General features: G+C 42.1%; 26 protein-coding genes. 7 read left to right on the top strand and 19 right to left on the bottom strand.

What is annotated here, in order from left to right; genetic code table 11:
• Positions 1-83: 83 nt before the first annotated feature.
• The 8 genes from lpxC to gshB form a co-directional block, all read right to left on the bottom strand.
• Complete coding sequence (lpxC, locus tag FTT87_RS02755; protein WP_166170614.1) at positions 84-986, bottom strand: UDP-3-O-acyl-N-acetylglucosamine deacetylase; 903 nt, start codon at positions 984-986, stop codon at positions 84-86.
• Between the two features lie 124 nt (positions 987-1110).
• Entirely contained in the window at positions 1111-2301 is a 1191-nt protein-coding gene (gene ftsZ / locus FTT87_RS02750) for a cell division protein FtsZ (protein WP_086196537.1), read from the bottom strand.
• Positions 2302-2460: 159 nt separating this feature from the next.
• Complete coding sequence (gene ftsA, locus FTT87_RS02745) at positions 2461-3723, bottom strand: cell division protein FtsA (protein ID WP_086196538.1); 1263 nt, start codon at positions 3721-3723, stop codon at positions 2461-2463.
• 71 nt (positions 3724-3794) lie between these two features.
• The gene (locus FTT87_RS02740; RefSeq protein WP_180041877.1) at positions 3795-4649 is read right to left on the bottom strand and encodes a cell division protein FtsQ/DivIB; all 855 of its coding nucleotides are present in this window, start codon (positions 4647-4649) and stop codon (positions 3795-3797) included.
• 3 nt (positions 4650-4652) lie between these two features.
• Positions 4653-5582, bottom strand: coding sequence for a D-alanine--D-alanine ligase (locus tag FTT87_RS02735; RefSeq protein WP_086196540.1), 930 nt, complete (start codon positions 5580-5582; stop codon positions 4653-4655).
• A gap of 56 nt (positions 5583-5638) precedes the next feature.
• A complete protein-coding gene (murC, locus tag FTT87_RS02730; protein ID WP_180174311.1) occupies positions 5639-7087 on the bottom strand; it encodes a UDP-N-acetylmuramate--L-alanine ligase in 1449 nt (482 codons plus the stop codon).
• Positions 7088-7101: 14 nt separating this feature from the next.
• Positions 7102-8199 carry an undecaprenyldiphospho-muramoylpentapeptide beta-N-acetylglucosaminyltransferase gene (gene murG, locus FTT87_RS02725; protein ID WP_180174310.1) on the bottom strand — a complete coding sequence of 366 codons (1098 nt, stop codon included), beginning with the start codon at positions 8197-8199 and terminating at the stop codon, positions 7102-7104.
• Between the two features lie 326 nt (positions 8200-8525).
• Positions 8526-9476, bottom strand: coding sequence for a glutathione synthase (gene gshB, locus FTT87_RS02720; RefSeq protein ID WP_166170600.1), 951 nt, complete (start codon positions 9474-9476; stop codon positions 8526-8528).
• A 116-nt stretch (positions 9477-9592) separates the two neighbouring features.
• On the opposite strand from gshB, the gene FTT87_RS02715 reads away from it, so the two are divergent.
• Entirely contained in the window at positions 9593-9784 is a 192-nt protein-coding gene (locus tag FTT87_RS02715; protein WP_086196544.1) for a DUF3565 domain-containing protein, read from the top strand.
• A 367-nt stretch (positions 9785-10151) separates the two neighbouring features.
• Here FTT87_RS02715 and FTT87_RS02710 read toward each other — a convergent pair whose 3' ends face one another.
• Both FTT87_RS02710 and pyrE read right to left on the bottom strand, forming a co-directional pair.
• The gene (locus FTT87_RS02710; RefSeq protein WP_086196545.1) at positions 10152-10616 is read right to left on the bottom strand and encodes a MarR family winged helix-turn-helix transcriptional regulator; all 465 of its coding nucleotides are present in this window, start codon (positions 10614-10616) and stop codon (positions 10152-10154) included.
• Between the two features lie 955 nt (positions 10617-11571).
• Entirely contained in the window at positions 11572-12222 is a 651-nt protein-coding gene (gene pyrE, locus FTT87_RS02705) for an orotate phosphoribosyltransferase (protein WP_086196546.1), read from the bottom strand.
• A gap of 40 nt (positions 12223-12262) precedes the next feature.
• Here pyrE and FTT87_RS02700 point away from each other — a divergent pair, with 40 nt between their 5' ends.
• The gene (locus FTT87_RS02700; protein ID WP_180044649.1) at positions 12263-13081 is read left to right on the top strand and encodes an exodeoxyribonuclease III; all 819 of its coding nucleotides are present in this window, start codon (positions 12263-12265) and stop codon (positions 13079-13081) included.
• Between the two features lie 484 nt (positions 13082-13565).
• Positions 13566-13913: a Spx/MgsR family RNA polymerase-binding regulatory protein gene (locus FTT87_RS02695; RefSeq protein ID WP_180044657.1), complete on the top strand. Its 348-nt coding sequence runs from the start codon at positions 13566-13568 to the stop codon at positions 13911-13913.
• A 76-nt stretch (positions 13914-13989) separates the two neighbouring features.
• Here the strand turns inward: FTT87_RS02695 and FTT87_RS02690 are convergent, their stop codons facing one another.
• Positions 13990-14427, bottom strand: a complete 438-nt coding sequence (locus FTT87_RS02690) for a DUF2147 domain-containing protein (protein WP_086196549.1) — start codon at positions 14425-14427, stop codon at positions 13990-13992.
• A gap of 154 nt (positions 14428-14581) precedes the next feature.
• Here FTT87_RS02690 and FTT87_RS02685 point away from each other — a divergent pair, with 154 nt between their 5' ends.
• On the top strand, positions 14582-15493 hold the full coding sequence (locus FTT87_RS02685) for an alpha/beta hydrolase (RefSeq protein ID WP_180044656.1): 912 nt from the start codon (positions 14582-14584) through the stop codon (positions 15491-15493).
• 83 nt (positions 15494-15576) lie between these two features.
• On the opposite strand, the gene FTT87_RS02680 is transcribed toward FTT87_RS02685, so the two are convergent.
• Positions 15577-16143, bottom strand: coding sequence for an FMN-dependent NADH-azoreductase (locus tag FTT87_RS02680; protein WP_086196551.1), 567 nt, complete (start codon positions 16141-16143; stop codon positions 15577-15579).
• A gap of 259 nt (positions 16144-16402) precedes the next feature.
• On the opposite strand from FTT87_RS02680, the gene FTT87_RS02675 reads away from it, so the two are divergent.
• Complete coding sequence (locus FTT87_RS02675; RefSeq protein WP_180043171.1) at positions 16403-17602, top strand: GGDEF domain-containing protein; 1200 nt, start codon at positions 16403-16405, stop codon at positions 17600-17602.
• On the opposite strand, the gene FTT87_RS02670 is transcribed toward FTT87_RS02675, so the two are convergent.
• From FTT87_RS02670 to FTT87_RS02650, 5 genes are all read right to left on the bottom strand, one after another.
• Positions 17599-18279, bottom strand: coding sequence for a glutathione S-transferase family protein (locus FTT87_RS02670; protein WP_180043170.1), 681 nt, complete (start codon positions 18277-18279; stop codon positions 17599-17601). The two genes, FTT87_RS02675 and FTT87_RS02670, sit on opposite strands and share 4 nt — an antisense overlap.
• Before the next feature lie 4 nt (positions 18280-18283).
• Positions 18284-20122: a protein-disulfide reductase DsbD gene (dsbD, locus tag FTT87_RS02665; protein ID WP_180174309.1), complete on the bottom strand. Its 1839-nt coding sequence runs from the start codon at positions 20120-20122 to the stop codon at positions 18284-18286.
• Positions 20123-20141: 19 nt separating this feature from the next.
• Positions 20142-20912: a transporter gene (locus tag FTT87_RS02660; protein WP_180082688.1), complete on the bottom strand. Its 771-nt coding sequence runs from the start codon at positions 20910-20912 to the stop codon at positions 20142-20144.
• Positions 20913-20926: 14 nt separating this feature from the next.
• On the bottom strand, positions 20927-21469 hold the full coding sequence (locus tag FTT87_RS02655) for an ankyrin repeat domain-containing protein (RefSeq protein WP_180043167.1): 543 nt from the start codon (positions 21467-21469) through the stop codon (positions 20927-20929).
• Positions 21470-21644: 175 nt separating this feature from the next.
• A complete protein-coding gene (locus FTT87_RS02650) occupies positions 21645-22022 on the bottom strand; it encodes an HPF/RaiA family ribosome-associated protein (RefSeq protein WP_086196557.1) in 378 nt (125 codons plus the stop codon).
• Between the two features lie 493 nt (positions 22023-22515).
• Here FTT87_RS02650 and FTT87_RS02645 point away from each other — a divergent pair, with 493 nt between their 5' ends.
• Positions 22516-23253 (top strand): outer membrane protein OmpK, encoded by a 738-nt coding sequence (locus FTT87_RS02645; protein WP_180174308.1) that lies wholly within the window; start codon positions 22516-22518, stop codon positions 23251-23253.
• A gap of 111 nt (positions 23254-23364) precedes the next feature.
• Positions 23365-23871, top strand: a complete 507-nt coding sequence (locus tag FTT87_RS02640) for a GNAT family N-acetyltransferase (protein ID WP_086196559.1) — start codon at positions 23365-23367, stop codon at positions 23869-23871.
• Between the two features lie 54 nt (positions 23872-23925).
• Here the strand turns inward: FTT87_RS02640 and parE are convergent, their stop codons facing one another.
• Together parE and FTT87_RS02630 are read right to left on the bottom strand one after the other, a co-directional pair.
• The gene (gene parE / locus FTT87_RS02635; RefSeq protein ID WP_086196560.1) at positions 23926-25806 is read right to left on the bottom strand and encodes a DNA topoisomerase IV subunit B; all 1881 of its coding nucleotides are present in this window, start codon (positions 25804-25806) and stop codon (positions 23926-23928) included.
• A 14-nt stretch (positions 25807-25820) separates the two neighbouring features.
• On the bottom strand, positions 25821-26408 hold the full coding sequence (locus tag FTT87_RS02630; protein ID WP_086196561.1) for a YqiA/YcfP family alpha/beta fold hydrolase: 588 nt from the start codon (positions 26406-26408) through the stop codon (positions 25821-25823).
• Positions 26409-26557: the final 149 nt, after the last annotated feature.

The following is a 26557-nucleotide window of genomic DNA, read 5'->3' as shown; positions in this document are numbered from 1 at the left end:
TCTTTGAATTAAGAAAAAAAACATGTGAACTGCTTAACAATTCATTTTGTTATACTATAACGTGTGCATTAAAAGACAATAACTTATGTCACACTTACATAAGAAATTGGGCATTGATTAATGTCATCAAATGTTACAATTTCGTAATTACTTGGATCACTTTTAACATTGCGTAATAATTGATTATTTAAGGCATGTCCGGACTTATACCCATCAAATTTGGCAATAATCTGGTGGCCTAAGAGATATAAATCCCCGACTGCATCCAGAATTTTGTGACGGACAAATTCATCTGAGAAGCGAAGCCCTTCTTCATTGACCACACCAGTTTCATCTACCCCAATGGCATTGTCCAGACTCGCCCCCAAGGCCAAATTATTGGCTTTTAGATAATCCAGATCTTTCATAAAACCAAAAGTACGTGCTCCACTGACTTCATAGACAAAAGTTTCGGTAGAAAAGTCGATGGTTGCTGACTGATATTCTTTTTTAAATGCAGGATGATCAAAATCAATGGTAAAGTTGAGCTGGAAGCCATCATGAGGATGAAATACTGCACGCTTATCATCAATGAATGCTTCAACATGTTTTAAAATTTTTATAAATTTTTTCGGTGCATCCTGTTCTTGTAGTCCGCCTTGCATCAGCAGGTAAATAAATGGACCAGCACTACCGTCCATAATCGGAACTTCTGAAGCCGAAACTTCAATAATCAGGTTATCAATCCCCAGTCCTGCAATGGCACTCATGACATGCTCAATGGTCCCGACTTTGGCATTTTCCTGAACCAAGTTTGAACACATAAATGCTTCTTGAATCAGCATGGCGTCTGCAGGAATGTCCACCTGCGGATCTAAATCGATACGTCGAAATACAATACCCCCATCCACATGGTGCGGCACAAAGTTAATTAAGACTTTTTGCCCACTATGAAGACCAATACCGCTCGCTTTCACGACACGCTGTAGGGTACGTTGTTTCAACATGTTTTTCTATCATCTGCTCATCAAACCGCTATACGTTAGCATATTTAGCCATTGATAAAAAATAAAAAGGTAGTCTTGCGACTACCTTTTCTGTTGAATTTATGCATTCTGCATAAATTTACCATTATTTACGTTGCTGATTTTTCAAGTAATCCTGAATACTCATTGGCGTTGGACGGGCTGAACCGACTGCTGGAGCAGGTGCCGTTCCTGCCTCATTTTGCTGACGTTGAATGGCTGGCACATCATCATCTTCAACAACAGCCTGAGCCGTATGATTGACTGGACGTGTTGCAGACTGTACTGATGGACGTTTTACCGTATCTGCAGAGTCCGCTGAATTACGGGTTAAGCCAGTTGCAATTACAGTGACACTGATTTCATCACGCGCATCTGGATCAAAGACCGTACCGTAGAACACCTGACCTTCATCCAGATCGACAATCTGGTTGACGACATCGGTAATTTCTTCAATTTCACCGAAGGTCACATCATCACCACCGGTGACGTTAATTAAAATGCCTTTGGCATTCATAATAGTCACGTTATCCAGTAGTGGGCTGCGAATAGCCTGTTCAGCCGCCTGACGGGCACGTGTTTCACCACGACCTGAACCCACACCCATCATCGCATAACCGCGCGTACTCATGGCAGTTTTCAAATCGGCGAAGTCAAGGTTGATATGACCGGGACGAACCACCAGATCAAAGATACTGCGCACTGCGTTCAGCAATACATCATCTGCCTTTTTATAAGCATCTTTCATGGAAATGTCACGGAAGACTTTAAGCAAACGCTGGTTAGGAATAATAATTAATGAATCGACATGTGCTTCCAGAGCTTCAATGCCTTTTTCTGCCGACTGTTGACGACGCTTACCTTCAAAGTTAAACGGAGTCGTCACCACACCCACAGTTAAAATGCCCATTTCTTTGGCAATTTCAGCAACAACTGGCGCAGCACCCGTACCTGTACCACCACCCATACCGGCAGTGACAAATACCATGTCGGTACCCTCCAGATGCTGGCGAATCAGCTCACGGCTTTCTTCAGCAGCGGTTTGGCCCACTTGAGGATTTGCACCGGCACCCAGACCACGCGTGCTTTGTTCACCTAACTGGATTTTGAATTGCGCATTCATACGGTCTAAAGCTTGTTTGTCGGTATTGGCACAAACAAATTTTACACCCTGAATGTCGGATTCAAGCATATGTTGCACGGCATTACCACCAGCACCACCAACACCAAATACAGTGAAACGGGCTTGACCGTTGCTATCGTTTTGATCATCTTCTAAAAATTCAAATGAGGCCATGACCTTTGGATTTCCTAATTCGTAATTGGCAGTCACTTAAGCCCGTATACTGCCTTGATCTTAATAAAAATTGAGTTTAGGATGCTGTCCAACCACACGCTTGTCAAGTGCAAGCCGTTAGACGAACAACTTCCTTACAATATTCCCAATAAATTTCACTTAAAATATCGATTTTAACTGATTGTTTAACGCTGACCATGCCCGACCGACCCGCTTAAATAGAGTCAGTTTTTCAGGATCTGTCGCTTCTACAATAGTATCTTGCGTATCACTTTGGCTAAACATCAACAAGCCGGCAGCAGTGGCATACTGTGAACGGCGCAAAGCCGCCTGATTCTGTTCATCAGCATGTACTTGTACTGGTGGATTGCCTAAATGCGCTGACACCCCCAACATATGACGTGCCAAATTCACCATACCTTCAATTTGACTAGCATCACCCGTCAGAACTACACCATGATACAGACCATGAATTGCCCCATTCTGCTTTAATTCTTGATGAACCTGGGTCAGAATTTCTTCATAACGCGCAATAATGATTTCTGCCAATTCAATACGGCTAATGGTCTGTGGACCATCAATGCCCTGAAATTGAATCATATGGTCAGGTTTAACCACTTTCAGGTCAACACAGCCATACAACAATTTCAGCCGTTCAGCTTCTTCAGTGGTGGTTTGCAATACCGCAGCAATATCACGGGTGACATGCTCTCCCCCACGCTGCAAAGTATGCGTCAATGCCAGACGACCATCCAGATAAACGGCAATATTGGTGGTACCGGCACCGATATCGACCAAACATACCCCATATTCTTTTTCATCTTTCAGCAAACTGGCTTCAGCTGTTGCCAAACAGGAAACCACCATTTTCTCCACGCCAATATTAGCCCCTTTCAATGCACGATCCAGATTTTGCATGGTGCTGATCGGCAACATCATCAGCTGGTAATGCCCGATCATGCTATGTGCAGACATGCGAATCGGATTTTGCACCCATTCAGCAGAATCATCCAGTTCAAAACCTAAAGGTACCGCACTCACCAGATAATGGTCTGAAGTTAAATGGCTGGCTTTGGCCAATTCGAGTGCACGAACCACTTCGCTTGTTGTAATTGTGTGGTCGCCATTTTCAATCGGAGTACGGCCTGAGGCATAAAAGCTTTTTAATTCTGCACTTGGAATGGAAACCCAAGCAGAATGCACCCGGCATTCAGCCATATCTTCTGCTTCTTGTACGGCATTTTTAATTGCAGTGATGACCTTATCGAGACTTACAATTTTCCCTTTATTCATGCCTCGGTTACGAGCTGTTGCCATCCCAATCACTTGGATATTGTCTGGCGCATGTACCTTACCAATCAAAACTGAAACTTTGTGTGTCCCAATGTCAATCGCAACAACCGAGGGAACAGCTTCATTCATTATCTACTACTACCATTACGTGTTTAGTTAATTTATGGCCTTAAGCCTCTATTTTATATAAAGCCGCTCAATTATGGCTTTACCGTTCTTGTATCTGCAATGCTTGTGTCATCAATCGTTACAACAAAATGACCATTTACAATATTCGGGGGTGCTGCATTCTTCCATTGTATGGCCAATCCGTTTCTATAACGCAAGTCTACTGATGAAATTTTAGCCCAAACCGGTTTTAGATCACTTTGTGCCAGATGACTTAAGCGTTGAAGTTTACCCATGGTCTGATCCTGATCGACAATAATGCGCAAACCCGAATCAAACTGCATGAACCAGGTCATACGTTCTGTTAAATATAATTCTTTTAAACGAATGTTGACCGGCAGGAACAACTGGTTAATTTCATTGTAGCGACGCATCATCATTTTTGACTGAGAAGCGGGACCATGCAGTAAAGGTAATTTCTGGTTATTCTGCGGCACCACTTCTGCAAAAATATCACCACTGTCACTCAATAGCCGTCCGGTTCCCCAACGGGCAATGGCATGATGCGGCATGACGCGTACACGAATTGAATTTGGCCATGCACGTGAGACTACCACGCGATCCACCCAAGACAACTCTAAAGCCTGATCGCGGATTTGTTCCAGATCAGAGGTAAAATAATTTTCTGTCACCTTGGGTGCAACATGAGTCATGACCTGGCGATTTTCAGCCTCTGAGCGGGTACCCACCACACTCAGTTTAGCCACTTGGGCATCCGTCATGACACCATACAGACCATAAATCCCCACTGCCAATACGGCAAGTGCAACCAGCAACAATAACCAGCCACCCAAATTCGCAAGCTTTTCCTTGGGTGTAGGTGGCTTCTCATGAATAGAGGTAATTGCTGCTCGTTTACGACGCATTGAAGCAGGGAGTTGAGCCATAGTCTAGTGAGCCGCAGCCGTTAAAGTCTGTTCTAAAATCGCCACACATAACTCATCAAAACTATAGCCTACAGCTTTTGCCGCCTTTGGTACTAGAGAATGACTGGTCATGCCCGGAACAGTATTCACTTCCAGTAACCAGAAGTTGCCCTGTTCATCCTGCATGGCATCAATACGGCCCCAACCACTTGCACCTACGGCCTGGAAGGCACGTAAACACAAAGCTTGCAGACGTTTTTCTTCTTCTTCGGTTAAACCACACGGAATGCCGTACTGCACGTCATTACGGTTATATTTAGCTTCATAGTCATAGAATGCCACATCTTTTGGCGGTTCCAGACGAATAATCGGCAAAGCCTGGCCATTTAAAATCACAATGGTAAATTCGCGGCCGGTAATCCATTTTTCTGCCATCACCACGGCATCGTGTTCAGTGGCTTTAGCAATCGCATCGGCAAAGTCTTCCTTACGTTCAACTTTACTCATACCAATACTTGAACCTTCATGTACCGGTTTGATAATAAACGGCAGACCAATGCTGTCCACTATGGCATCCAGATCAGAATCTTTGGTCACAATGCGATAGGGTGCCGTTGGCAGTTCCGAACCTTGCCAGACCTGCTTGGTCTTCACCTTGTCCATACCAATCGCAGAACCTTGCACACCGGTACCGGTATAAGGAATATTCAACCATTCCAATGTACCTTGGATTTGACCGTCTTCACCACCGCGACCATGCAAGACAATAAAAGCACGGTCATAGTTCACTAATTCAGTTACACTACGCTCTTGCGGGTCAAAAGCTTCGGCATTCACGCCCGAACGCACCAATGCTTCAAGCACAGCTTTACCACTATCTAGAGAAACCTCGCGCTCAGCTGATTTACCACCAAGCAATACGGCAACTTTACCGAATTTTGAAGCATTTGCCACGTTTATATCCTTAAACTTTATAACTGAACAATCACACTCAAAAACACACAAAGTGATTATTTTAAATACAACTTATTTTGTGCAAGCTCAACCGAGATCGCACCCACATTACCTGCGCCTTGCGTTAATAACAAGTCATTTGGCTGCAACACTTTTTGCATCACATTTTGTAAATTGCCATCTACAGGATCAATCAAAATCGGTTCAACCTCACCGCGCAAACGGATACTGCGCGCCAGACTGCGACTATCTGCCCCGACAATCGGCTTCTCGCCTGCAGGATACACTTCCAGCAATAACAATTGGTCAACTTGTGACAATACATCGACGAAGTCATCAAAGCAGTCGCGGGTACGGGTAAAGCGATGCGGCTGGAACATCATCACTAGGCGGCGGTCTGGATGACTTTGACGCGCAGCCTTAATGGTAGCTTCGACTTCTTTAGGATGGTGACCATAGTCATCCACCAGTTTCACATTGCCACCTTCAATTTCAAATTCACCTTGAACCTGGAAGCGACGACCTACACCGCTAAAACCTTCTAATGCACGGCAGATCGCGCCATCAGAAACGCCTTCATCCGTAGCGATACCTATTGCTGCCAAGGCATTAAGCACATTATGCAGACCCGGCTGGTTCACCGTCACACGAAGCGGTTCACGATTTTTACGCAGCACGGTAAAGTGAGTACGCATACCGTCCTGATCGACATCGACAGCACGGATGTCATTGTCTTCATTAAAACCATAAGTCAACACTGGACGGCCAATACGCGGCATGATTTCACGGATGTTGGCATCATCACCACACACCACAGCCAGGCCGTAGAATGGAAGTTTTTGCAGGAACTGGACAAAAGTATCTTTCAACACATCAAAGCTACCGCCATAGGTATCCATATGATCCGCATCGATGTTGGTCACAATGGTGGCCATAGGCTGCAAGTGCAGGAATGATGCATCTGACTCATCTGCTTCAGCCACGATATAACGGCTGGCACCCAGTGCCGCATTGACACCGGTACGGTTCAGCAAACCACCAATCACATACGTTGGATCAAGATTTTCTTCTGCCAGCATACAAGTCACCAAACTTGTCGTGGTGGTTTTACCATGCGTACCAGCAACAGCAATACCGTGACGGTAACGCATCAGCTCACCAAGCATCTCTGCACGGCGAACCACTGGAATACGACTCTCAATCGCTGCCTTGATTTCCGGATTTTCCGGATCAATCGCCGTTGAAACAACCAGTACATTGGCATCTTTAATATTGTCAGCCGCATGGCCGATATAAACATTGATACCGTTTTCTTCGAGCTGAGCCGTGGTTTTTGAGGCCTTAATATCAGAACCAGACACTCGATAGCCCTGGTTTTTCAATACTTCTGCAATGCCACACATCCCTGCACCACCGATTCCGACAAAATGAATGTGTTTGATACGGCGCATTTCAGGCACTTTGATTAACTTTTTTGCTTGATCAGCAGGAGTAGATGGAGACATATATTACTCTAATTTTACAATTCTTGAATTAAACGAACCACGTGTTGGGTTGCATCTGGTTGAGCCTGTTGACGTGCCTTGACTGCCATTTCAGACAACAATTGGCGATTCATCAACGGGACTAAAAGTTCTTTTAAACTGTCCGGGGTTAAAGTGGCTTGCGGGCAAATTTTTGCCGCACCAGTTTTGGCTAAAAATTTGGCATTCGCCGTCTGGTGATCATCGACCGCACTTGGTAACGGCACAAAAACAGCTGCCACACCTGCCGTTGCAATTTCTGTCACGGTTAAAGCACCGGCCCGGCAAATAATCAGATCGGCATCAGCATAGGCTTTAGCCATATCTTCAATAAAGGGCTGGACTTCCACCTGCAACGATGCCGGCTTATCAGCATAACGGGCACGGGTTGTCTCGGCATGGTTTTGACCACATTGATGATACACATTCAATGGTACGTTTAGCTGCTTTAACGCTTCCGGTACACGCTCATTCAATGCCTGCGCACCAAGTGAGCCACCGACAATCAGTACACGTAGCGGCAAACCAGCTTTTTCACGTTCCTGGTAACGCCAGGATGGACTTAAAATTTCAGTAATTTCTTTACGGACCGGATTGCCTGTAGTCACAATTTTTGCACTTTCAGCAAAAGTACCGGGAAATGCCTGACACACTTTTTTGGCAATACGTGATAACTGGGTATTGGTAAAACCTGCAATGGCGTTTTGCTCGTGAATAATCACGGGAATGCCCAAGGCACGGGCAGCCAAACCACCAGGACCAGCCACATAACCGCCAAAACCGGCTACGGCATCGACTTTCAGCTGTTTCATATAGCGCATGGCGCTTAAGGTAGCTTTTAAAATTTTAAACGGTGCCAATAACTTACGCACAGCACCATTACCACGTACACCCTGAATATCAATCTGGTAAATTGGAATATTGTGATTTTTTAATAAGCGGTTTTCCATGCCTGTCGGCGTTGCCAACCAGGACACTTGAATTCCTTGCTGCTGTAATTCTTTGGCAACAGCAAGTGCTGGAAAAACATGCCCACCGGTTCCGGCAGCCATCATCATCACATGTTTCGGCTTTGTTTGCGTTGCTTCGGTCACAGTCTAATTCTTCAATTCTAAAATAGGAATAACGAAATTTGATTTTAAGCTAACAATTGTAATCACAAACGCATAACCGTGAAAGGTTATTTACTTTTTTTCAACATGCGTTTCATTGTTTTTTTCTTCAGATTTTAAAGTTTAAACTAGTTTTATTGATAATCGAGCAAAATATATATTTTTTAAGCAATTTTATGACCCGTCTTTTGAACAATGCATAAATTCCAGTCCCTTTGTATCCCAAAATAAAAAGCAAGAAAAGGAACGGATCAAACAGAATAAAAAAGAGCTCCTATTTTAGGAACTCTTTTTTATAAACATCAGACTTATGCTTTTACTTTTAAACCTGTTTCCAGAACAGCAAATAAATCGTCGGCAATAGATGTACCAAACTGTGCATCAATCTCACGAATACAGGTTGGACTAGTAACATTGATTTCTGTCACATAATTGCCAATTACATCTAATCCCACAAAAATCAGGCCTTTTTCTCTGAGATAAGGGCCTACTTTTGCCGCAATCGCTTTATCATTTTCAGTTAAGGGACGGGCTTGACCCAGACCACCGGCTGCCAGGTTGCCGCGCACTTCACCATTTTGCGGAATACGGGCTAAACAGTAAGGTATAGGCTCACCATTTACCATCAGGATGCGCTTATCACCCTCAACAATTTCCGGAATATAACGCTGCGCCATAATCGGCCGGGTACCGTTATTGGTCAGCATTTCAATGGTCGATCCAATATTGATGCCATCTTGATACAAACGGAAAATGCCTGTACCACCCATCCCGTCCAGTGGTTTTACAATCACATCCACCTGTTCTTTTAGAAACTCGCGGATTAGCCCTTCATTTGAGGTCACCAGAGTCGGAACCTGAAGTTCAGGGAACTGGGTGGCGAATAATTTTTCGTTGCAGTCACGCAGGCTTTGCGGCTTGTTAATAATCCACGCCCCTTCACGCTCAGCCTGTTCCAGAATATACGTAGTATAAACAAAATTCATGTCAAAAGGTGGGTCTTTACGCATCAACACCACGTCATAAGCTGCAATCGATTCTTTTTTCTTTTCACCCAATTCATAATAATGGTTATAGTCTTCAAACACTTTCAGGGGTGAAATCAAACCGAAGGCTTTACCTTGATCGATATATAAATCTTGCTGTAATGCATAACCCAACTCATGCCCACGACGGCTGGCAGCCCACAGCATGGCCATAGAAGAATCTTTTTTCAGGTTTACATTTTCGATGGGATCCATCACAACAAGTACGCGCATATCGATCTGCTCATGTATTTTTAACTTGAGAAAAGTATAACGGAGTTTAATCTTTCTTTTTTCTCAATTTTAATAAAGCTTGTATCGAATCATTTGAAAGCGGCAAGGAGTACCTCATGCAACAAGCGATTCTTGGATTTCATTTAGATGAAGAAAACCATTGGGTTGCAGACCTGGCCTGTGGCCATACCCAGCATGTTCGACATAATCCGCCTTGGCAAAACCGCCCATGGGTGATAACTGAACAAGGTCGAAAAGAGAAACTAGGAATAATGTTGGAGTGTAGGAAATGTGAAGAACCAATTTAATTATAAATCCATAAAGGATAAATAATAAAATACTTATGCAGAATATAATATTCTATCTTATTTACCCCATCTTAAAAAATAATTTTATTTTAACCTTATGAAATTTAAAACTGCTTAAATAATAAAGTACAGATAATTTAAATCAAAATATTTAAAAAATAAAATTTTCATCAATCATATTCACCCCAACCAGTTTAATTTTTATTTAACAAAAAATTTACCTTATTAACCTTAAAGAATATAACCTTTCATAATTTTATTAAAATTATAACGATTAACTTATTTCTAATATAAAAAAAATCCTCTTTATTCTCACAATAAAAAATCATGAGCAATTTATTTAAATAGCTATGCACTTTAATTTATTTTAAGGGGCAAGATTTTTAAAAATATGTTTCAGGTTATCCAGCATTTTTTCAATTTGTAGCGGTGTTAAGCCATCAAAAGATTGTTCTAATACGACCAGGCTGAGATCATTAATTTTTTGAATCATTTGTTGTCCTTTATCTGTTAATAATACTCGCGTAATTCGAGCATCATCTTCACAACAATAAGTATTTACTAATCCTTCTTCTTTTAAGCGATAGACCACTTTGGTGGTGGTCGACATTTTAGAAATCAACATTTCCGACAGATCAGATACGCTAGCCTTATTTTTGGATTGTAATGCCAGCAAGATACGACGGCGCGAATTATCTAAACCATATTTCTTTAATGCATGATCAACATTTTGTATATATTGAGCATGTACTTGAGTAATCCAGTGATACAGAGAATTTTCTAAATTAAAATCTGCAGATCCAGATAAAAATTTATTGTACTTTTTTGCCATAATCTCACCTTTTTAATATATTAAGACCATTAAAATTATTTTAAAGACGCATTGTATTTTAGCTTCTTTAGTTTTAGGTTACACTTTTATCCATTTAATATCTGGTATTAAGATTTTCTACTCACTCTCAGTTAATATTAACTCTCTAATTCTTTTTCGCTTCTGTGAGCCTCTTTTTTATAAAAAGAATTAGAGAGCCAAAGTTTAAATGAAGATCCCTTTTATATTTATCTATTGTTATTATGCAAGCCGATTAAATCATTTTAATGGTTAAATGATCTATCACAAAAATACCATTTTATTTCTGAAAATGTGTAAAAATGTGACAAAGTTTACAGTAATTTATTTTGGAAAAATCCTCCATTTTTTACACTTTTATTATCAAAAAATAAGTTATAATTTAATTTATAGTCTTTTTATATTTATTAATAAAAATAAAATACTGTTTAATTTAGCATTTTTATCTATAAAAATTTTATACCTTTAGGGTATAAAATCACAGTACCTTATAAAATAGAATGAAAAATAATCTATTTTTACTAACTTACAATATGCATTTTGTATAATTTATTAACTAATCATGAATTTATTAGATATTTTTATACAGAATAAATTTAAAGTGGAATTTTACTCTGAAAAATCGGGTTTTCTTTGTCGCAAAATTTTAAGAGCTATCCGTATACGGAGCCTGAGCAAAAGGGGTAAGTCTCTCTTAAATCTTCTAGTCTTAGCCCTAAATAAATACCGGTTTAGAGGGTATAGATTAAAACGGTGCTCAACTTCAATAGCATGTATTGGCGTCTTCTTTCAACCTAAAAACAAACAAAAGATGAATATGACTAGAGCTTTGTTTAAAGCCTGAGTACTTTTTTAGTCGATTTTTTTAAGTTATCTCTTATTTTCTTAAAATGACAAAAAAGGAAGCACATGGCTTCCCTTTTTAACCATTGACCGATCAGATACCGTATTTTACACGATAGGCTTCCATTTTCGCTAAAGCGTCTTTTTCGCCTTTAGCTTCCAAGAAATCCATCAAATCTTTCATGGTAATCAAGGCATGAACTGGAATTTCCAGTTCTTTTTGAACTTCCTGAATAGCAGACAATTCGCCCTGTCCTTTTTCCTGACGGTCTAGAGCCACCAATACTCCGGCAATTTGCGCACCAGCATTTTTAAGAATGGTGACCACTTCACGAATGGCTGTACCTGCAGTAATGACATCATCAATAATCCAGACTTTTTTGCCTTCAACCGATGCGCCAACCAGCACCCCGCCTTCACCGTGATCCTTGGCTTCTTTACGGTTAAAGCCCCAAGGTACACTTACACCATGATTTTGTGACAATGCCACGGCAGTCGCAGCAACAAATGGAATACCCTTATAAGCCGGGCCAAAAATCACTTCGACATTGTCACATGCCGTTAATTTGTCTGCATAGCCTGAAGCCAGTAGCGTTAACGCCTCGCCATCATTGAGCAAACCCGCATTAAAAAAATAAGGACTCACACGACCCGATTTTAAAGTAAACTCACCAAATTTAAGCACACCACGTGATAATGCAAGTTCGATAAAAGCTTGAGGGTTAAAAGTCGCTTGCGACGTCATGAGGTGCTCCAAAATTCATAAATAGAGGTAAGACTTGCGCATGATACCAAAGAGTAGCTATCCAAGTGATCAAAAAATTCTAAGAGTCGTTTCAATTAACGTAAATGGCTTGCGTTCAGCAGTGACCAAAGGCTTGCTGGAATGGCTGGAACAGTCAGATGCCGATGTCATTTGTATGCAGGAAAGCCGGATCACCCATGCGCAGTGGACTGAAAAATTTAGACCTGAAGGCTGGTACACGCACCTGTTCCCGGCAGAACGTGCAGGCTATGCCGGTACCGCCATTTATAGTCGCCTACCTTTTGTCTCCGTAAAAGATGGTTTAGGCTTTGAACTGGCCGACTCTCAAGGGCGCTTTATCGCTGCCGAATTTGATCTCGGTTTAGACAAGCCGGTATACATCTGTTCGCTGTATTTGCCTTCAGGTTCATCCGGTGAAGAAGCACAAGCCCGTAAAGATCACTTTTTGGATCAGTATCAAGACATCTTAAAACAATGGCGGGATGAAAATAAATCGATCATCGTCTGCGGTGATTACAACATTGTGCATAAACGCATTGATATCAAGAACTGGTCGGGCAACCAGAAATCTTCAGGCTGCCTGCCACATGAACGCGCCTGGCTCGATCATATTTATGATGATCTGGGTTATGTCGATACTTTCCGTGAAGTGCGCAAGGAAGCCGAACTTTATTCATGGTGGTCTAATCGCGGACAGGCGCGTGCCAAAAACGTCGGGTGGCGCATTGACTATCAAGCCTGCTCACCAGACTGGAAAGCCCGTACTGTCAATGCCTGGGTGTATAAGGAGACCTGGTTTAGCGACCATGCACCGGTGATTATTGATTATAAAATATAGTCCATAATGCGCATTGAGTGAACTATTGTTCACTCAATACAGGCTTATAGATTACAAAAGATGTCGAATTTGTTGCTTTTTATATAGATCTTTTAAGTGCATTATTGTCGCACGGCACAGGGATAAGTCAGGATGACTGAAAAGGGATAGGATGCCGTAGGATGAAACAGAATAAAGCACTTCGGTAGCTTATTTTGCAAGGATGTGACAATGGACGTTGAAATGAGACCCGCATAATCAGGATGATTGAATGCGGGTTTTCTCTATTCGTTATCTTTATTTTTTCTTTTCTATTTCTATATTTTTTCTATTTTCTATATATTTAGAATAATCATATGGTTCTTATTTATAGTTTTATAATTACAAATCTAAATGTCAGTTTAATGACAGCTGAATTTTTTAATTTTAATCATTTAATTCACTCTAGAGCTTCTGATGGATTTTCGTTACGCTATTGAAGAATAGCAAATGGAATAATTCACCTATGCTGAAGATTTATGGTATCAAAAACTGTAATTCAATGAAAAAAGCCTTTGACCTGCTTAATCAACTTGGCCTTGCCTATGAGTTTCACGATTACAAGAAACAAGGCATTGCTGCTGAAACGGTAAAAACATGGCTGGATGCCAAAGGTCAGGAAGTCATCCTGAATAAAAAAGGCACCACTTGGCGCAAACTGAGCGAAGCGGAACAACAAACAGCTTTAAGCAGTGAAGAAAATCTCATTGAAGCGCTCACCTGCCATAACAGCTTAATCAAACGTCCTGTGCTTGAAACTGCTTCTGGTTATATCGTCGGCTTTGATGAAGAAGCGTATCGGGCATTAAAGTAAGCCTCCTGCACCATCCGCATTAAAAAAGCCTGAGATTGTCAGGCTTTTTTTGTTTTATCCATTAGGCTAGGCAAACTTAGTTTGCGCGAACCCAAGTCTGGTTACGGCCTAAAACAGATACGCCAATAAAACCGCGTAATTCGAGCGTTTTACCGCCATTTGCCAGTTCACCTTTGAGTTTGTAGGTTTTGCCTGAAGAAGGGTCAAGGATAGTACCCTCTTCATAACTTGTACCACCGACATTTTTAAGACCGTGAACAATCTTTAAACCTTTTAAAGATTTATTATGATATGGACCTTCACATTTTTTACATGCCTGTTCTTCGCCCGGTGTCAAAACTTTTTGAATACTCGCAGACAATGTGCCATTTTTTTGTTCAGTAAATTTTACGATTGCTTTGGGTTGTTTTGTTTTATCGTCAATCGTTTTCCAAACTGTTCCATTTAAAGGATCAGCAGCATTTGCCAAAGCTGTTAATCCGAGCAATCCTAATGCAAGAGCAATTCTTTTCATTTTTTTTCGTTTCCTAGTCTAGTGTAGACGGCCTTAGTATTAAAAAGTCACAACATATTTGCAATTCTTCCGTGTGACCGTTTAGTGTAATCTTGTAACTTGAATTGGTAAACAACCAGTTATCCCCCAAAAGATATAACAAGATGGAAAAAACATGAAGATAAATCCGTTATGGAAACAATTAATTACAGAAAGTTTTTTAAAAACCACCATCCGTCTGCCAAGCCAGTTTAACTTACCTCCAAATTCAGCACGCTTTGTCATTGAACAAATGTGCCGTCTATTTCCGCAGAATAAAAATGTCAGTATTCGCCCAATCCGTCTTGCCTGTTTACGTGCTGAAGAAATCAAACCTCACAATGAGGCCACACAGCTTATTTTACATATTCACGGCGGTGCATTCTTTTTAGGATCCTTAAATACCCATCGGGCATTTGTATCCGACATGGTGGCACGGACTCAAATGCAAGCGCTGCACGTAGATTATCCTCTCGCGCCTGAACAGCCTTTTCCTGAAGCGCTGGATGCGCTGTTTGATGTTTACAATATTTTGCTCGACCAAGGCATACAAGCCAAGGATATTATCTTGTCCGGGGATTCCTGTGGTGCCAATCTGGCTTTAGCCTTGGCACTTAAAATTCGTGATGAACAGCTGCCCCAGGTCAGCGGTCTGATGCTATTGTCACCCTTTTTAGATTTAACCCTGACCAGTGAATCCTTACGCTATAACCAGAAACACGATGCCTTATTGTCCATTGAAACCTTAGAAACCGGAATTGATTATTACGTCCCTAAATCGATGGATAAATCACATCCCTCAATTTCTCCCCTGTTTGCAGATTTAACCGGATTACCTCCTACACTGGTACAAGTAGGATCGAAAGAAATTCTGCTGGATGATGCACAGCGCTTTAAAGAAAAAGCAGAACAGGCCAATGTTGAAGTGACTTTTAAACTTTATACCGGCATGTGGCACAATTTTCAGATGTTCCATGCGTGGTTTGATGAAGCCAAACAGGCACTGGCCGATCTGGCTGAATTTGCCCATGCACTGGATCAAAGCTAAATTTAATCCGCAATGAACCATATTCCATAAAAAAGGTCAGCCGAAGCTGACCCAAGAGGAATCATGGATAGGATGATTTCACATTACAGGCTTTGCACCTGAGCTAAAGCGCTGGCAATTGCCTGATCTTTTGACTCTGCACCCATATTGACACCTTCTGCACGAATAATTTCGACATCGTTCACACCGGTGAAATTAAATACAGTTTTCAAAAAACCTTCCTGAAAATCTGCCGGGCTATTTTCACCATACACGCCGCCACGACTGCTGGCGATATAGGCTTTTTTCTCACCAGCCAAACCAACAGGACCATTTTCAGTATATTTAAAGGTTTTACCGGCCACACTGATCCGGTCAATCCAAGCTTTTAGCGTAGACGGCAAGCCAAAGTTATACATTGCTGCACCGACTACAACCACGTCCGCATCCAAATATTGCTGAATAATTTTTTCACCTAAGGCTGCCTGTTCAGCATCTTGCCCCATCAAAATTTCAGCGGTTAAATGTGGAATGGGCTGTTGTGCCAAATCCAGATATTCTACGGTCGCATCTGCATGCTTGGCTTGCAACTGAGTGACAATCGCCTGACTTAATTGGCGTGAAACAGAAGCATCACCTAAAATACTCGAATCGATATGTAAAACTTTCATGCCTGTTACCTTCATCTTTATTTATTCAATGTAGGCATTTTAATCGACCACTAAAAATAGAATAATACGTTTATATACAACACAACGTTCCATATTTAATACAACAATAATTCAGCTAAAAGTACTTTTTAGACCAAAAAGTACAAAAAACAACCATTACCATTACTGAAAAAACGTGCTATGTTGTGAATTATTAAAAATAAATCTACTTATTTCACATTAATTCATGATTTAGACAATCAAGGATTATATTTATCGAATGAAGCCAATCTTTTCACCAAATCATGCCTTCTCATTCAAAGAAAAAATTGCGAAATACCTGTTAGAAGATGGGGGTGTAATGAATTGGAGTGTCCTGAATAAATGCATTTTGATGCTGATTTTAGGAAGTTCAGTGCATATGATCTGGATTATCTGGAAAGTTTTTGTGCTTTTATCTCCTGAAGTCTGGCCTTGGGTAAATTTACCCTTGCTCAAACTACAGCTGGAAATGAATATCCTGATTTTGACCGTCTTTATTGCGCTGATTTACCCATGTTCGGCATGGCGTAAAAAAGCCTGGGTACAGCAATGCCTACCCTATGTATCCGTGGGGATTTTGGTCATGTCTTTATGTCGTGATGGTTATGTGATCGGCGTACTCAGTCCGGCCACCATGATCACTTACATGTGTCTGCTCACGGTGGGCCTGGTGCTGTTTAACCGTAAAATCGTTTATTTCGCCCTTATCCCGGCCACATTATTTTTACTGGTTTGCGGGTATTTAGCCTTGCAAGGTCAAATCAGCTACGGTCCGTTGTTTAATCTTCACACCCAACCCTACCAGAATATGTTTTGGGTGCTGACAATGATGTATTTCATTGTACCAATTCTTATTACTTGTTTAATTTTATTTGAAATTTTACTTAGCCAATGGCGGCATCGAGAAAAACTGATTCAGCATTTAAGTCAGGTTGACCCACTGACCAATACTCTTAACCGGCGCAGCATCAACAATTGTCTGGAAAAACTAGAACGCAAGCCCAATGAATCTTATGCACTGGTGTTAATTGACCTGGATCATTTCAAGCGCATTAATGACCAATACGGGCACGATAAAGGCGACGAAACCCTGATTCAGGTCAGTCAAGCACTCTCTCAAATCATTCGAGATAGCGATATGCTGGGCCGTTTTGGTGGAGAAGAATTTCTTCTTATTTTAAATCATTCTTCTCTAGAACAGGCACAAATTATTGCTGAACGGTGTCGTCAGGCCATTCAACAGCTTCATTTATGCAGTGAATCGGGAGAGATCATTCCGATCACCGCAAGTTTTGGCATTGCACTATCCAGTCCCTTACTCAATTCGCAACAATTGCTCAGCCGGGCAGACAAGGCTCTGTATGCAGCCAAAGGCTACGGACGCAATCAGGTCAAGTGTTATCAGGCAGAGTTGTTTACTGAGCCCAAGCCCTGCTAAAGCGGCTGCTGTTGATACGACTCTAAATAATTCACCCAAGCTTGTTCTTGCAACGCGCCTTCCATCCACAGTTTCATGGCCGGATGTTGCAGCATGGTGTGCATATACTGCTGTGTCGACTCACTGACCGGTAAGGCATAGGTCATAAGCCGCGTCACCACCGGGGCATAAAATGCATCGGCAATTGAAAATTCACCACATAAAAAACCGTTCACCTCTGGACGTTCTGACCAGATCTGTTCGATCCGTGCCACATCTTGCCTAAGCTCGGCATTGTCCTGCCATAAACGCTTACCCACATCGGCTAAATGGGCTCGGATATTCATGCCGCAGGCATTGCGCAAACCTGAAAATCCGCTATGCATTTCCGCCACAATACAACGTGCATGCGCACGCTGCTTGACATCTTGTGGCCACAAATGCTCATTGGGGTGCCGTTCTGCCAGATATTCACAAATCGCCAGCGAATCCCACAGCATCAAGTCATGATCGATCAATACCGGGACTTTCCCATTGGGGTTAATGGCCAATACATCCTGCTTGAATGTGCCGGTGTTGCGTTCTGCGGGAAACGGAATCATGAATTCCTGAAAAGGCAACTGAAAAGCCTGTAACACCAGCCACGGGCGCATTGACCAGCTGGAATAATTTTTATTGGCTATATAGAGCTGATACATCACATTATGGTCCTATATGCTGTTGAAACAAATCGAGCTGTTTCAGTAATTCAGCCTCGCTAAAAGCACCGGTTAGACGTAAACCACGAATTTCCTGCTGCTTAGCATCCAAGAATAAATAGGTGGGCGGCCCTAAAATATCCCATTGATTCAATAAGGCCTGATGCGTTGCATCATAGTTACTCAAATCCAGTTTAATCAGAAAATACGGCGCAAGTGCTTGTTGGACTTGAGCCGATTTTAGCACCTGATGTTCAATGGGCTGACAGGCCACACACCAGTCTGCATACACATCAATAATAATCGGCTGATTGGAGGGCACACTACTTAAGAGCTGTTGAAATTCATTCGCTGTTTTTGCCACATGCCAAGTGGCCTGGGTCGTGCTTTGCCCGATAAAAAACCGCTGGCTGTGTTGATATTGAGTATAAGCCAGATAAGGCATCACCACGAGTAATACCAGTACATATAAAGCCCTCAGCGGGGTCTGTTGCCGAATGCGAAAAAGGATATACGCAATAAAAGCAATGCCTAAACCTAAGCCTGCCCATTGCAGCCAGGCCTCAGAAATAAGCGGACGAATAAAATATAGGGCCAAGGCTAGCATGATAAAGGCAAACAGCACCTTAATCTGGTGCATCCACAACCCTGCTTTAGGCAACACCCTGGAACCCAGTACACTGGCCAGAAGCAAGGGCGTTCCCATGCCAAAACCCAAGGTGAACAGCAAGAGTGCTCCCTGCCACTGGCTTTGGTTCTGGGAAATAAATAACAGTGCCCCGGCTAGAGGTGCGGTCATGCAGGGTCCAACCAGCAGTGCCGAGATCATCCCCATGACACCTGCCCCAATCAGGCTGCCACCTTTTTGTAGCGACTGGGCCTGATCGAGGCGGTTGACCAAAGCTTGGGGCAATTTAATTTCAAATAAACCGAATAAATTTAGTGCAAATAAAACAAATAACGCACTAAAAGCAATCAGGGTGGAAGGCTGCTGTAACCAGCGCTGAAAATTCAAACCAGCAGATGAAGCAATTAAGCCTAAAACCGCATAGACCATGGCCATACTGCAGACAAACACCAGAGCAATCATCCAGGCTTTCAGCCCTTTACTGTCGCGGACAATCAGCGAAGTTAAAATCGGCAGCATCGGTAATGAACATGGCGTAAAGGCCAACAAGATGCCTAAACCGAAAAACAGCAATAAGCCATACAGCAAAGAGCTTTCAGCCAGTGTTTCCGACCACATTTGATCTTTTGCAGTATCGCGTATGACGGGCTTTGCTGTCGGTTGAATGCTATTCTGTTCAGCACTCAAAGTGTTTTGACCAGTTACAGAACTGTTTGAAGATGTTGAAAGATCCCGCAGACGCTTGCTTGCTCTGGCCTGATTTTGTAACAGCACCAAACCGTCAATATCGGTCTGAAACTCAATGGTTTGCGGTGGATAGCAAATCCGGTCCTGGGCACAGCCCTGCCACGTCACCTGATAGGTTTTTGAGGCTTCGGTGGGAACCGTGAATTGGACCTTGTGAAAATAGACCTGGGTATGGCCATAATTTTCATCATGCAAATCGGTTGCTGGCGGCAATTTTAAAGCCAGCTTTTGCGTCCCTTGCCGGACTTCAAATTTATGCTGATATAAATAATAGCGATCTGGAATCGTCCAGTTGAGTTGGGCTTCATGTGTGCTACTGGATTCAACACTAAAAGAAAAAGCATCCTCGGGTGCAAGCAATTGCTCTTGCGCCTGCAGTGTCATGGAGCACAATACAATCACACTACCGATCAATCCGCATATAGCGAACCGAAACCACAAACTCATGTCTTGAAGATGCTTTTTCATATCAGTTTATTTTTTTTAATTAAAATAGGAATGCAACACCCAAACCTGATTGATAGCTTTTATCTCGACCATTTAAGTCCACACCAATACTGGCATCCATTTGCACACGCTCATTCAGTGCATAAATGAGTCCTGAACCCAGTGCATATTCATAGTCTTGACTTTCAGCTTTACGATAGACCAGTTCAGAAAAACCGGACAATTTATCGGTAATTTTATATTCAATGTTCGGGATTGCAGTCACAGCCCAATTGCTGTTTTGTGCTTCATAACGCATGGTAATGGAAGTACGAATTACATCACTATAATTATACGCCACAGCCGAAGTCAGACTGTAGATATCATCTTGATTGCTAAACGCATCATTGCCGGTCGCAAGAATCGCTTCAGCTAAAATGGCCATAGAAAGCTTTTCATCATCCAGATTAATAGCCTTTTTCACCCCAATGCTGACATCGCCCAAACCGTCTTCTTCAACAGACTGACCCGCTGCTTTGGTTTTTGACCAGGATGGACCTTGCCAGCCCAACTGCAATTCAAGATCTTGAGCTAAACCGGTACGTAACAACATGTCGGCATTTAAAGTGGTGTTTTTAACTTTAATTCCGGTTTCATCTCTACTTTCTGAATAGCTGAGGCTAGGTAAGCCTTGTTCCCATGCCAGCTGACCGACGGGCGTAATGCCAGTGCCGATTCCCGCACCTGGACGGTCAAAAGAAAAATCGGCAGCCATCGCATTGATACTGAAACCCGCTGCAAAAATGAAACTTACTGTTTTTACGACTGACATGGTTGTCTCACTAATTATGTTAATTCTTTAGTCATTTTAGCCCCATAACTACGGAGCAACTCTAAAGTTTGCTTTTCTTCGGCCAATGCTTCTGACCAGTTGATTTCATCAAAGTCACAATCAAAGAATAAATCACTAATCGAAGATAATATGGTCTGACCATCTTCATCTTTGGTATTAGGATCTACTTTTTCATCCAGTAAACGTTGCACTGCAGGCACGCAGGCGGAGCTGGCAGCATCCCATAATGGACCATACAGTTCTTCGGCATCCCATAAATGTAAATTGACTTTGGCTTGAATAAGCGCCTCTAAAATTTCAAGATGAACTGCCAGATTCTGCTGTTTTTCTTGTTCAGATAAAGGTGAACCGGCTTCATAAGCTTCGCAAATATGCTCCCACCAGTGGAACAAACCATCGGACCAGACAGAAATGGCCGGACCTTTTTCCAGATCAATAAAATTCGGATCGAGACCTTCTGCCAAAAGACGTTGTACCTGAGCAAGATCCAGCTCTTCTATTGCCTGTACAAAGACTTGTTGTTGTGCTGTTAACATGGAGAAAATACTCTTCAATCATTTTTTAACTATTATGCCGAATAAACTGTCATTTGTTTTAGCTAAATGTATAAAGAGTATATTTTTTATTTCTGTTGCCCTGTCCCAAATAGCGCATTAAAACGCCCATAAAAAAAGCTCCGAAGAGCTTTTTTTTCTTTAAGCAAGATGTTGCTTAATCATTTACATCGTCCACATCACTGGCTTCTGCAGTTTCAGCAAGTACCGGCACTGCGGCACGAGGGTCATCTATTTTCTCAAATAGATGTTCCAAACTGCGTTTTAAACGGTCAATGGCTCCATGTATGGCAGTATCGATATTATGACCATGATGGTTCACCACTACTGGTTTCAAACCTGCCGGGCGTGCTTCGATCATGCAGTGAATATCATCTGCACCACCTTTTGGACCATTTTCATCGCTAAAATGAACCGAGAAATGGGTAATACGTTCGCTATAACGTTGGAATTCAGCATTCAGTTCTGCACGAACATAAGTAATTAAACGATCACTATTTTGGATGTTTTTATCGGTACGAATTTCAATGTTCATATAATTTCATCCTCTTTATTCATCAAATCTTTTTTTGTGCAAAACTTCTTATCTTGGCACGTTTCACCTTGCTGTTAACAACAGCGCTGAGCATCTTCAACCTAGTTTGGAACGAGTTCCTCCACATTGAATGATGAACACTTTTAACTCTGCAGATTCGTGTCCTTATGCTTTGAATATAAGGGTCTAGGTGAAGCTTATGCAAGTAGTATTTTGATATTTTTTTTAAATACCCTATAACGTATAAGGAATTTGACTTTCCCTCTAAATAATTTGATAAATATCATATTATTTGTTTGCGGATAAAATGCCTTCTTCAAACTGCTTTACTTTTTTTATCAACATGTATTTTTAGGTATCAAAGCGGTGTCTTGATTTTAATCAGGAGCACTCTGAGAAAAGCAGACTATTTTTTTAACCATTGATCAATTTTGGCTTTATTTTTGCTAAAGAATCTGTATGCTTTGCTTGCTTCTCGGGGGAGATATTTTTAATGAAATTTACACAATTTTTTGCTACATGTGCATTGGCTTCAACAGCTGCACTTACACAGGCTTCGCCAGTGGTATGGCAAGACTTCAGCGTAACTGGTCTTTATGGTGAAAACTATGAAGTGGGTACTGAAGACCGTACGACCGTGACTGCAGAATATGCAGCTAAACTTAAATACTCGGATGTATTTTTCTTTGTTGACCATCAATTGGATGGCAATGATGAACAAAATACATATTTCGAGTTAGCGCCACGTTTAAGCTTAGGCGAAGTATCTGGAAAAGATCTTTCTTTTGGTCCAATTAAAGATGTCCTTATTGCGACAACTTGGGAACACAATGCCGGATACGATCAAAACCAAGAGTTTAATAACTTCTTGTATGGTGTAGGTTTCTCTTTAGATATTCCATATACCCAATATGCCAATGTGAACTTCTATAAAGCGGATAACGACAAAACTAAAGATGATTATCAAATGACGATCACTTATGCAGTTCCGTTTAAATTGGGTTCTGAAGATTTCCTGGTAGATGCCTTCCTGGATTGGTCAACAGCTGAAAAAGGTGCTCAAGCAAGCGAGCTGAACTGGACCAGCCAGTACAAATGGAATGTAGGTAAGCATATTTCACCTAAAACTAAATTATATGTTGGTATCGAACACTCAGTTTGGAACAACAAATTTGGTATTCAAGGCGTTGATCAAAACGACGTCAGTGCTTTGGTCAAATACCACTTCTAAGCACCACGTTTTGAGCAATAAAAAAGCAAGGCTTCGGTCTTGCTTTTTTATTGCTCAAAGTCAGGTTTATTTCTAAAATCCATAGTCTATTTAGTCGTTCGGCATATGCTCATGGGTTTTCTGATTCGTCCCGCTCAAGTACAAGATCTAGAACATATCCTGAAAATTTATAATGCTGAAATTTTAAATGGTACTGCAACCTGGAATGACCAGGAAAAATCGTTAGAAGATTTTCTGAATTGGTTTAAAAGCCTTACTGAACAACAATTTCCTTTGTTTGTCGCTGAACATTCAGAGACTAAACACATCGCCGGCTATGCCGATTATTCTTCTTTCCGTCAAATTAGCGGGTTTAAACATACAGTGGAACATTCGGTCTTTATTCATCCGGACTTTATCGGACAAGGTCTGGGCAAAGCCTTAATGCTGAAACTGATTGAACATGCACAGCACAATCGTATTCATGTCATGGTTGCTGCGATTGATCATGAAAATCAGGCATCAATTGTGTTACATGAAAAATTAGGTTTTAAGCAGACAGGTTATATGTCAGAAGTTGGACAAAAATTTGGGAAATGGCGTGATCTGGTGTTAATGCAACTCAATTTAAACATATAAAAAAGCCCGCAATTGAGGGCTTTTTTATATGTAAATAATAATTTAACTTAAAAACTAAACTACCAGATCAGCCAGATTACCTTTCTGTTCTAACCAATGTTTACGGTCCGATGAGCGTTTTTTCGCAAGTAATTTATCCAGCAGACCGGCTGTAAAATGCGCGTCGTCCAGATCGAGCTGTACCAAACGACGGGTATTTGGGTCCATGGTGGTTTCCCTTAACTGACTGGCATTCATTTCACCCAAACCTTTGAATCGGGTGATTTGCGGATTTTTACTTTTGCATTTTTTCAGAATGCTTTCCAGTTCGTCTTCATCCAGCGCATAGTGCACATCCTTGCCATCATCAATACGGAATAAAGGCGGCATGGCTACAAACAGATGCCCTTCTTCCACCATGGTCGGAAAGTGTTTTACAAACAAGGCACAGAGCAGGGTCGCGATATGCAGACCATCCGAATCGGCATCGGCCAGAATACAGATTTTACCGTAGCGAAGTTCTGACAGGTCATCACTGCCCGGATCGACTCCAATCGCAATGGCAATATCATGCACTTCCTGAGAACCCAGAACTTCATCGGAGGAGACTTCCCAGGTATTTAAGATTTTCCCGCGAATAGGCATGATTGCCTGAAAATTCTTGTCACGTGCCTGCTTGGCAGAACCGCCTGCAGAATCCCCTTCCACAATAAACAGTTCCGATTCTTCCAAGGTATGTCCTACACAGTCGGCCAGTTTACCCGGGAGTGCAGGTCCGGAAACAATCTTCTTACGTTCAACTTTTTTTGCCGCTTTTAAACGGCGGCCTGCCTTGGCAATCGCCAATTCAGCCAGTTGCATGGCAATGTCTGAATTCTGGTTGAGCCACAGTGCAAAAGCATCTTTGGCGATATTCAGTACAATGCCTGAGGCTTCACGGCTCGACAGGCGCTCTTTGGTTTGACCGGAAAATTGTGGTTCCTGAAATTTTAACGACAGAATGTAGTTCACCCCGTCCCAGACATCTTCGGCAGACAGTTTCAGATTACGTGGCAACAGGTTACGCAATTCACAGAACTCGCGCATGGCATCGGTGACCCCTGAACGTAAACCATTGACATGGGTACCGCCCTGCGCAGTTGGAATCAGGTTGACATAACTTTCCTGAATCTGTTCGCCACCTTCAGCATTCCAGCAAATCGCAAATTCGGCGCTGGCACGTTCAGCTTCGCCAGTAGCCACAAAAGCAGGACTTGGAATGATTTCACGGTCTTCAAGCTCATCCATCAAATAATCAACTAGACCATTTTCGAACTGCCAGCTGATCTTTTCATCATTGATTTGATCAACATAGTTGATCTCTAAGCCTGCCGCCAAAACTGCTTTGGCTTTTAAATTATGTTTTAACGCTTTTAGAGCAAACTTGGGCGAATCAAAATATTTGGCTTCTGGCCAGAAATGTACTGTGGTACCGGTCGCACGTTTAGGTGCCTTACCTTGCAGTACTTCAAGCGGTGCAACCGGTTCACCGTGCTCAAAGGCCATTTTATACAGGTTGCCCTGACGCTGAACTTCGACTTCCACCCGGTCAGATAGGGCATTGACCACTGAAATGCCCACGCCATGCAAGCCGCCGGAAAACTGGTAGTTATCGGTACTGAATTTACCCCCGGCATGCAGCTTGGTCAGAATAATTTCAATCCCGCTCTGGCCATATTCCGGATGGATATCCACCGGCATCCCCCGGCCATTGTCTTCAACCGACAGGGAACCGTCTTTATACACTGTGACGGTAATTTTATTGGCATGTCCGGCAAGTGCCTCATCCACAGCGTTATCAATAACTTCCTGCGCCAAATGGTTTGGACGAGTGGTATCGGTATACATACCCGGACGACGACGTACCGGATCTAAACCAGATAAAACTTCAAGTGATTGAGCCGTATATTGAGACACGTTGTACTGTTTCCTTAATTTATACAATCCGATAAAAACTGTAAGGCCATCGGTATTTTGTCTGCGAAATTTTCCATCGCATGGTTGCCATTTGCTTCGGTAATCAGCATGGACGGATGTGAAGCATTGCTATAATAGCGCTGTGCTTCACGATAATCCAAAACTTCGTCCCCTTGTTGTAATAACACTAAAATTTTGTCCGCATCTTGCACAAATGGCACTGCCATCTGCTCAAGCTGATCCAGATGGGTATGATCCAGCGTCCATTCAGCATTCACCACATAGGGAATCTGATCACTGCCAAATAAGTCACGAAATAGTTGCCATGGTCGCATAGCAGGATTAATTAAAACAGCCGGCACGCCATACTTTGCGACCAGCTGTGTCGCATAAAAGCCGCCTAGACTGCTCCCCACCAGCACGACCTGGTCAAGATTCTCAATCATGGCAGCTAGATGCGCCATTGTCTGCTCGGGCGGCATATTAAGATCCGGCAGATGCACCCGAACCTTCTGACCCTGCTGCTGACAGTAGTCTTTAATTTGCTGGCCTTTTATGGATAAAGCACTGCTTTGAAATCCATGTAAATAAATGATGTTCATGCTTTTTTATTGTATCATTGCCAAATTTAAACTAGATTTATTTTATACCTGAGTTTTAGCTACCCATCTGTTTTTATCTAGATATAACCAAAATTGTCAGACAAAAAAATTAATACCGAAGCTCAATCAACGTTATTGTAAAAGCTGTT

Origin of the sequence: Acinetobacter sp. YH01022 (assembly GCF_013420235.1) — a bacterium.
GTDB lineage: Bacteria > Pseudomonadota > Gammaproteobacteria > Pseudomonadales > Moraxellaceae > Acinetobacter.
Note: the sequence above shows the minus strand (reverse complement) of the source record. Positions and strands in the feature narration are given on the sequence as shown.

Coding starts and splice junctions, on each gene's coding strand:
- lpxC (WP_166170614.1), bottom strand. CDS start 986: ATGTTGAAACAACGTACCCTACAGCGTGTCGTGAAAGCGAGCGGTATT.
- ftsZ (WP_086196537.1), bottom strand. CDS start 2,301: ATGGCCTCATTTGAATTTTTAGAAGATGATCAAAACGATAGCAACGGT.
- ftsA (WP_086196538.1), bottom strand. CDS start 3,723: ATGAATGAAGCTGTTCCCTCGGTTGTTGCGATTGACATTGGGACACAC.
- FTT87_RS02740 (WP_180041877.1), bottom strand. CDS start 4,649: ATGGCTCAACTCCCTGCTTCAATGCGTCGTAAACGAGCAGCAATTACC.
- murC (WP_180174311.1), bottom strand. CDS start 7,087: ATGTCTCCATCTACTCCTGCTGATCAAGCAAAAAAGTTAATCAAAGTG.
- gshB (WP_166170600.1), bottom strand. CDS start 9,476: ATGCGCGTACTTGTTGTGATGGATCCCATCGAAAATGTAAACCTGAAA.
- FTT87_RS02715 (WP_086196544.1), top strand. CDS start 9,593: ATGCAACAAGCGATTCTTGGATTTCATTTAGATGAAGAAAACCATTGG.
- FTT87_RS02710 (WP_086196545.1), bottom strand. CDS start 10,616: ATGGCAAAAAAGTACAATAAATTTTTATCTGGATCTGCAGATTTTAAT.
- pyrE (WP_086196546.1), bottom strand. CDS start 12,222: ATGACGTCGCAAGCGACTTTTAACCCTCAAGCTTTTATCGAACTTGCA.
- FTT87_RS02700 (WP_180044649.1), top strand. CDS start 12,263: ATGATACCAAAGAGTAGCTATCCAAGTGATCAAAAAATTCTAAGAGTC.
- FTT87_RS02695 (WP_180044657.1), top strand. CDS start 13,566: ATGCTGAAGATTTATGGTATCAAAAACTGTAATTCAATGAAAAAAGCC.
- FTT87_RS02690 (WP_086196549.1), bottom strand. CDS start 14,427: ATGAAAAGAATTGCTCTTGCATTAGGATTGCTCGGATTAACAGCTTTG.
- FTT87_RS02685 (WP_180044656.1), top strand. CDS start 14,582: ATGAAGATAAATCCGTTATGGAAACAATTAATTACAGAAAGTTTTTTA.
- FTT87_RS02680 (WP_086196551.1), bottom strand. CDS start 16,143: ATGAAAGTTTTACATATCGATTCGAGTATTTTAGGTGATGCTTCTGTT.
- FTT87_RS02675 (WP_180043171.1), top strand. CDS start 16,403: ATGAAGCCAATCTTTTCACCAAATCATGCCTTCTCATTCAAAGAAAAA.
- FTT87_RS02670 (WP_180043170.1), bottom strand. CDS start 18,279: ATGTATCAGCTCTATATAGCCAATAAAAATTATTCCAGCTGGTCAATG.
- dsbD (WP_180174309.1), bottom strand. CDS start 20,122: ATGAAAAAGCATCTTCAAGACATGAGTTTGTGGTTTCGGTTCGCTATA.
- FTT87_RS02660 (WP_180082688.1), bottom strand. CDS start 20,912: ATGTCAGTCGTAAAAACAGTAAGTTTCATTTTTGCAGCGGGTTTCAGT.
- FTT87_RS02655 (WP_180043167.1), bottom strand. CDS start 21,469: ATGTTAACAGCACAACAACAAGTCTTTGTACAGGCAATAGAAGAGCTG.
- FTT87_RS02650 (WP_086196557.1), bottom strand. CDS start 22,022: ATGAACATTGAAATTCGTACCGATAAAAACATCCAAAATAGTGATCGT.
- FTT87_RS02645 (WP_180174308.1), top strand. CDS start 22,516: ATGAAATTTACACAATTTTTTGCTACATGTGCATTGGCTTCAACAGCT.
- FTT87_RS02640 (WP_086196559.1), top strand. CDS start 23,365: ATGGGTTTTCTGATTCGTCCCGCTCAAGTACAAGATCTAGAACATATC.
- FTT87_RS02630 (WP_086196561.1), bottom strand. CDS start 26,408: ATGAACATCATTTATTTACATGGATTTCAAAGCAGTGCTTTATCCATA.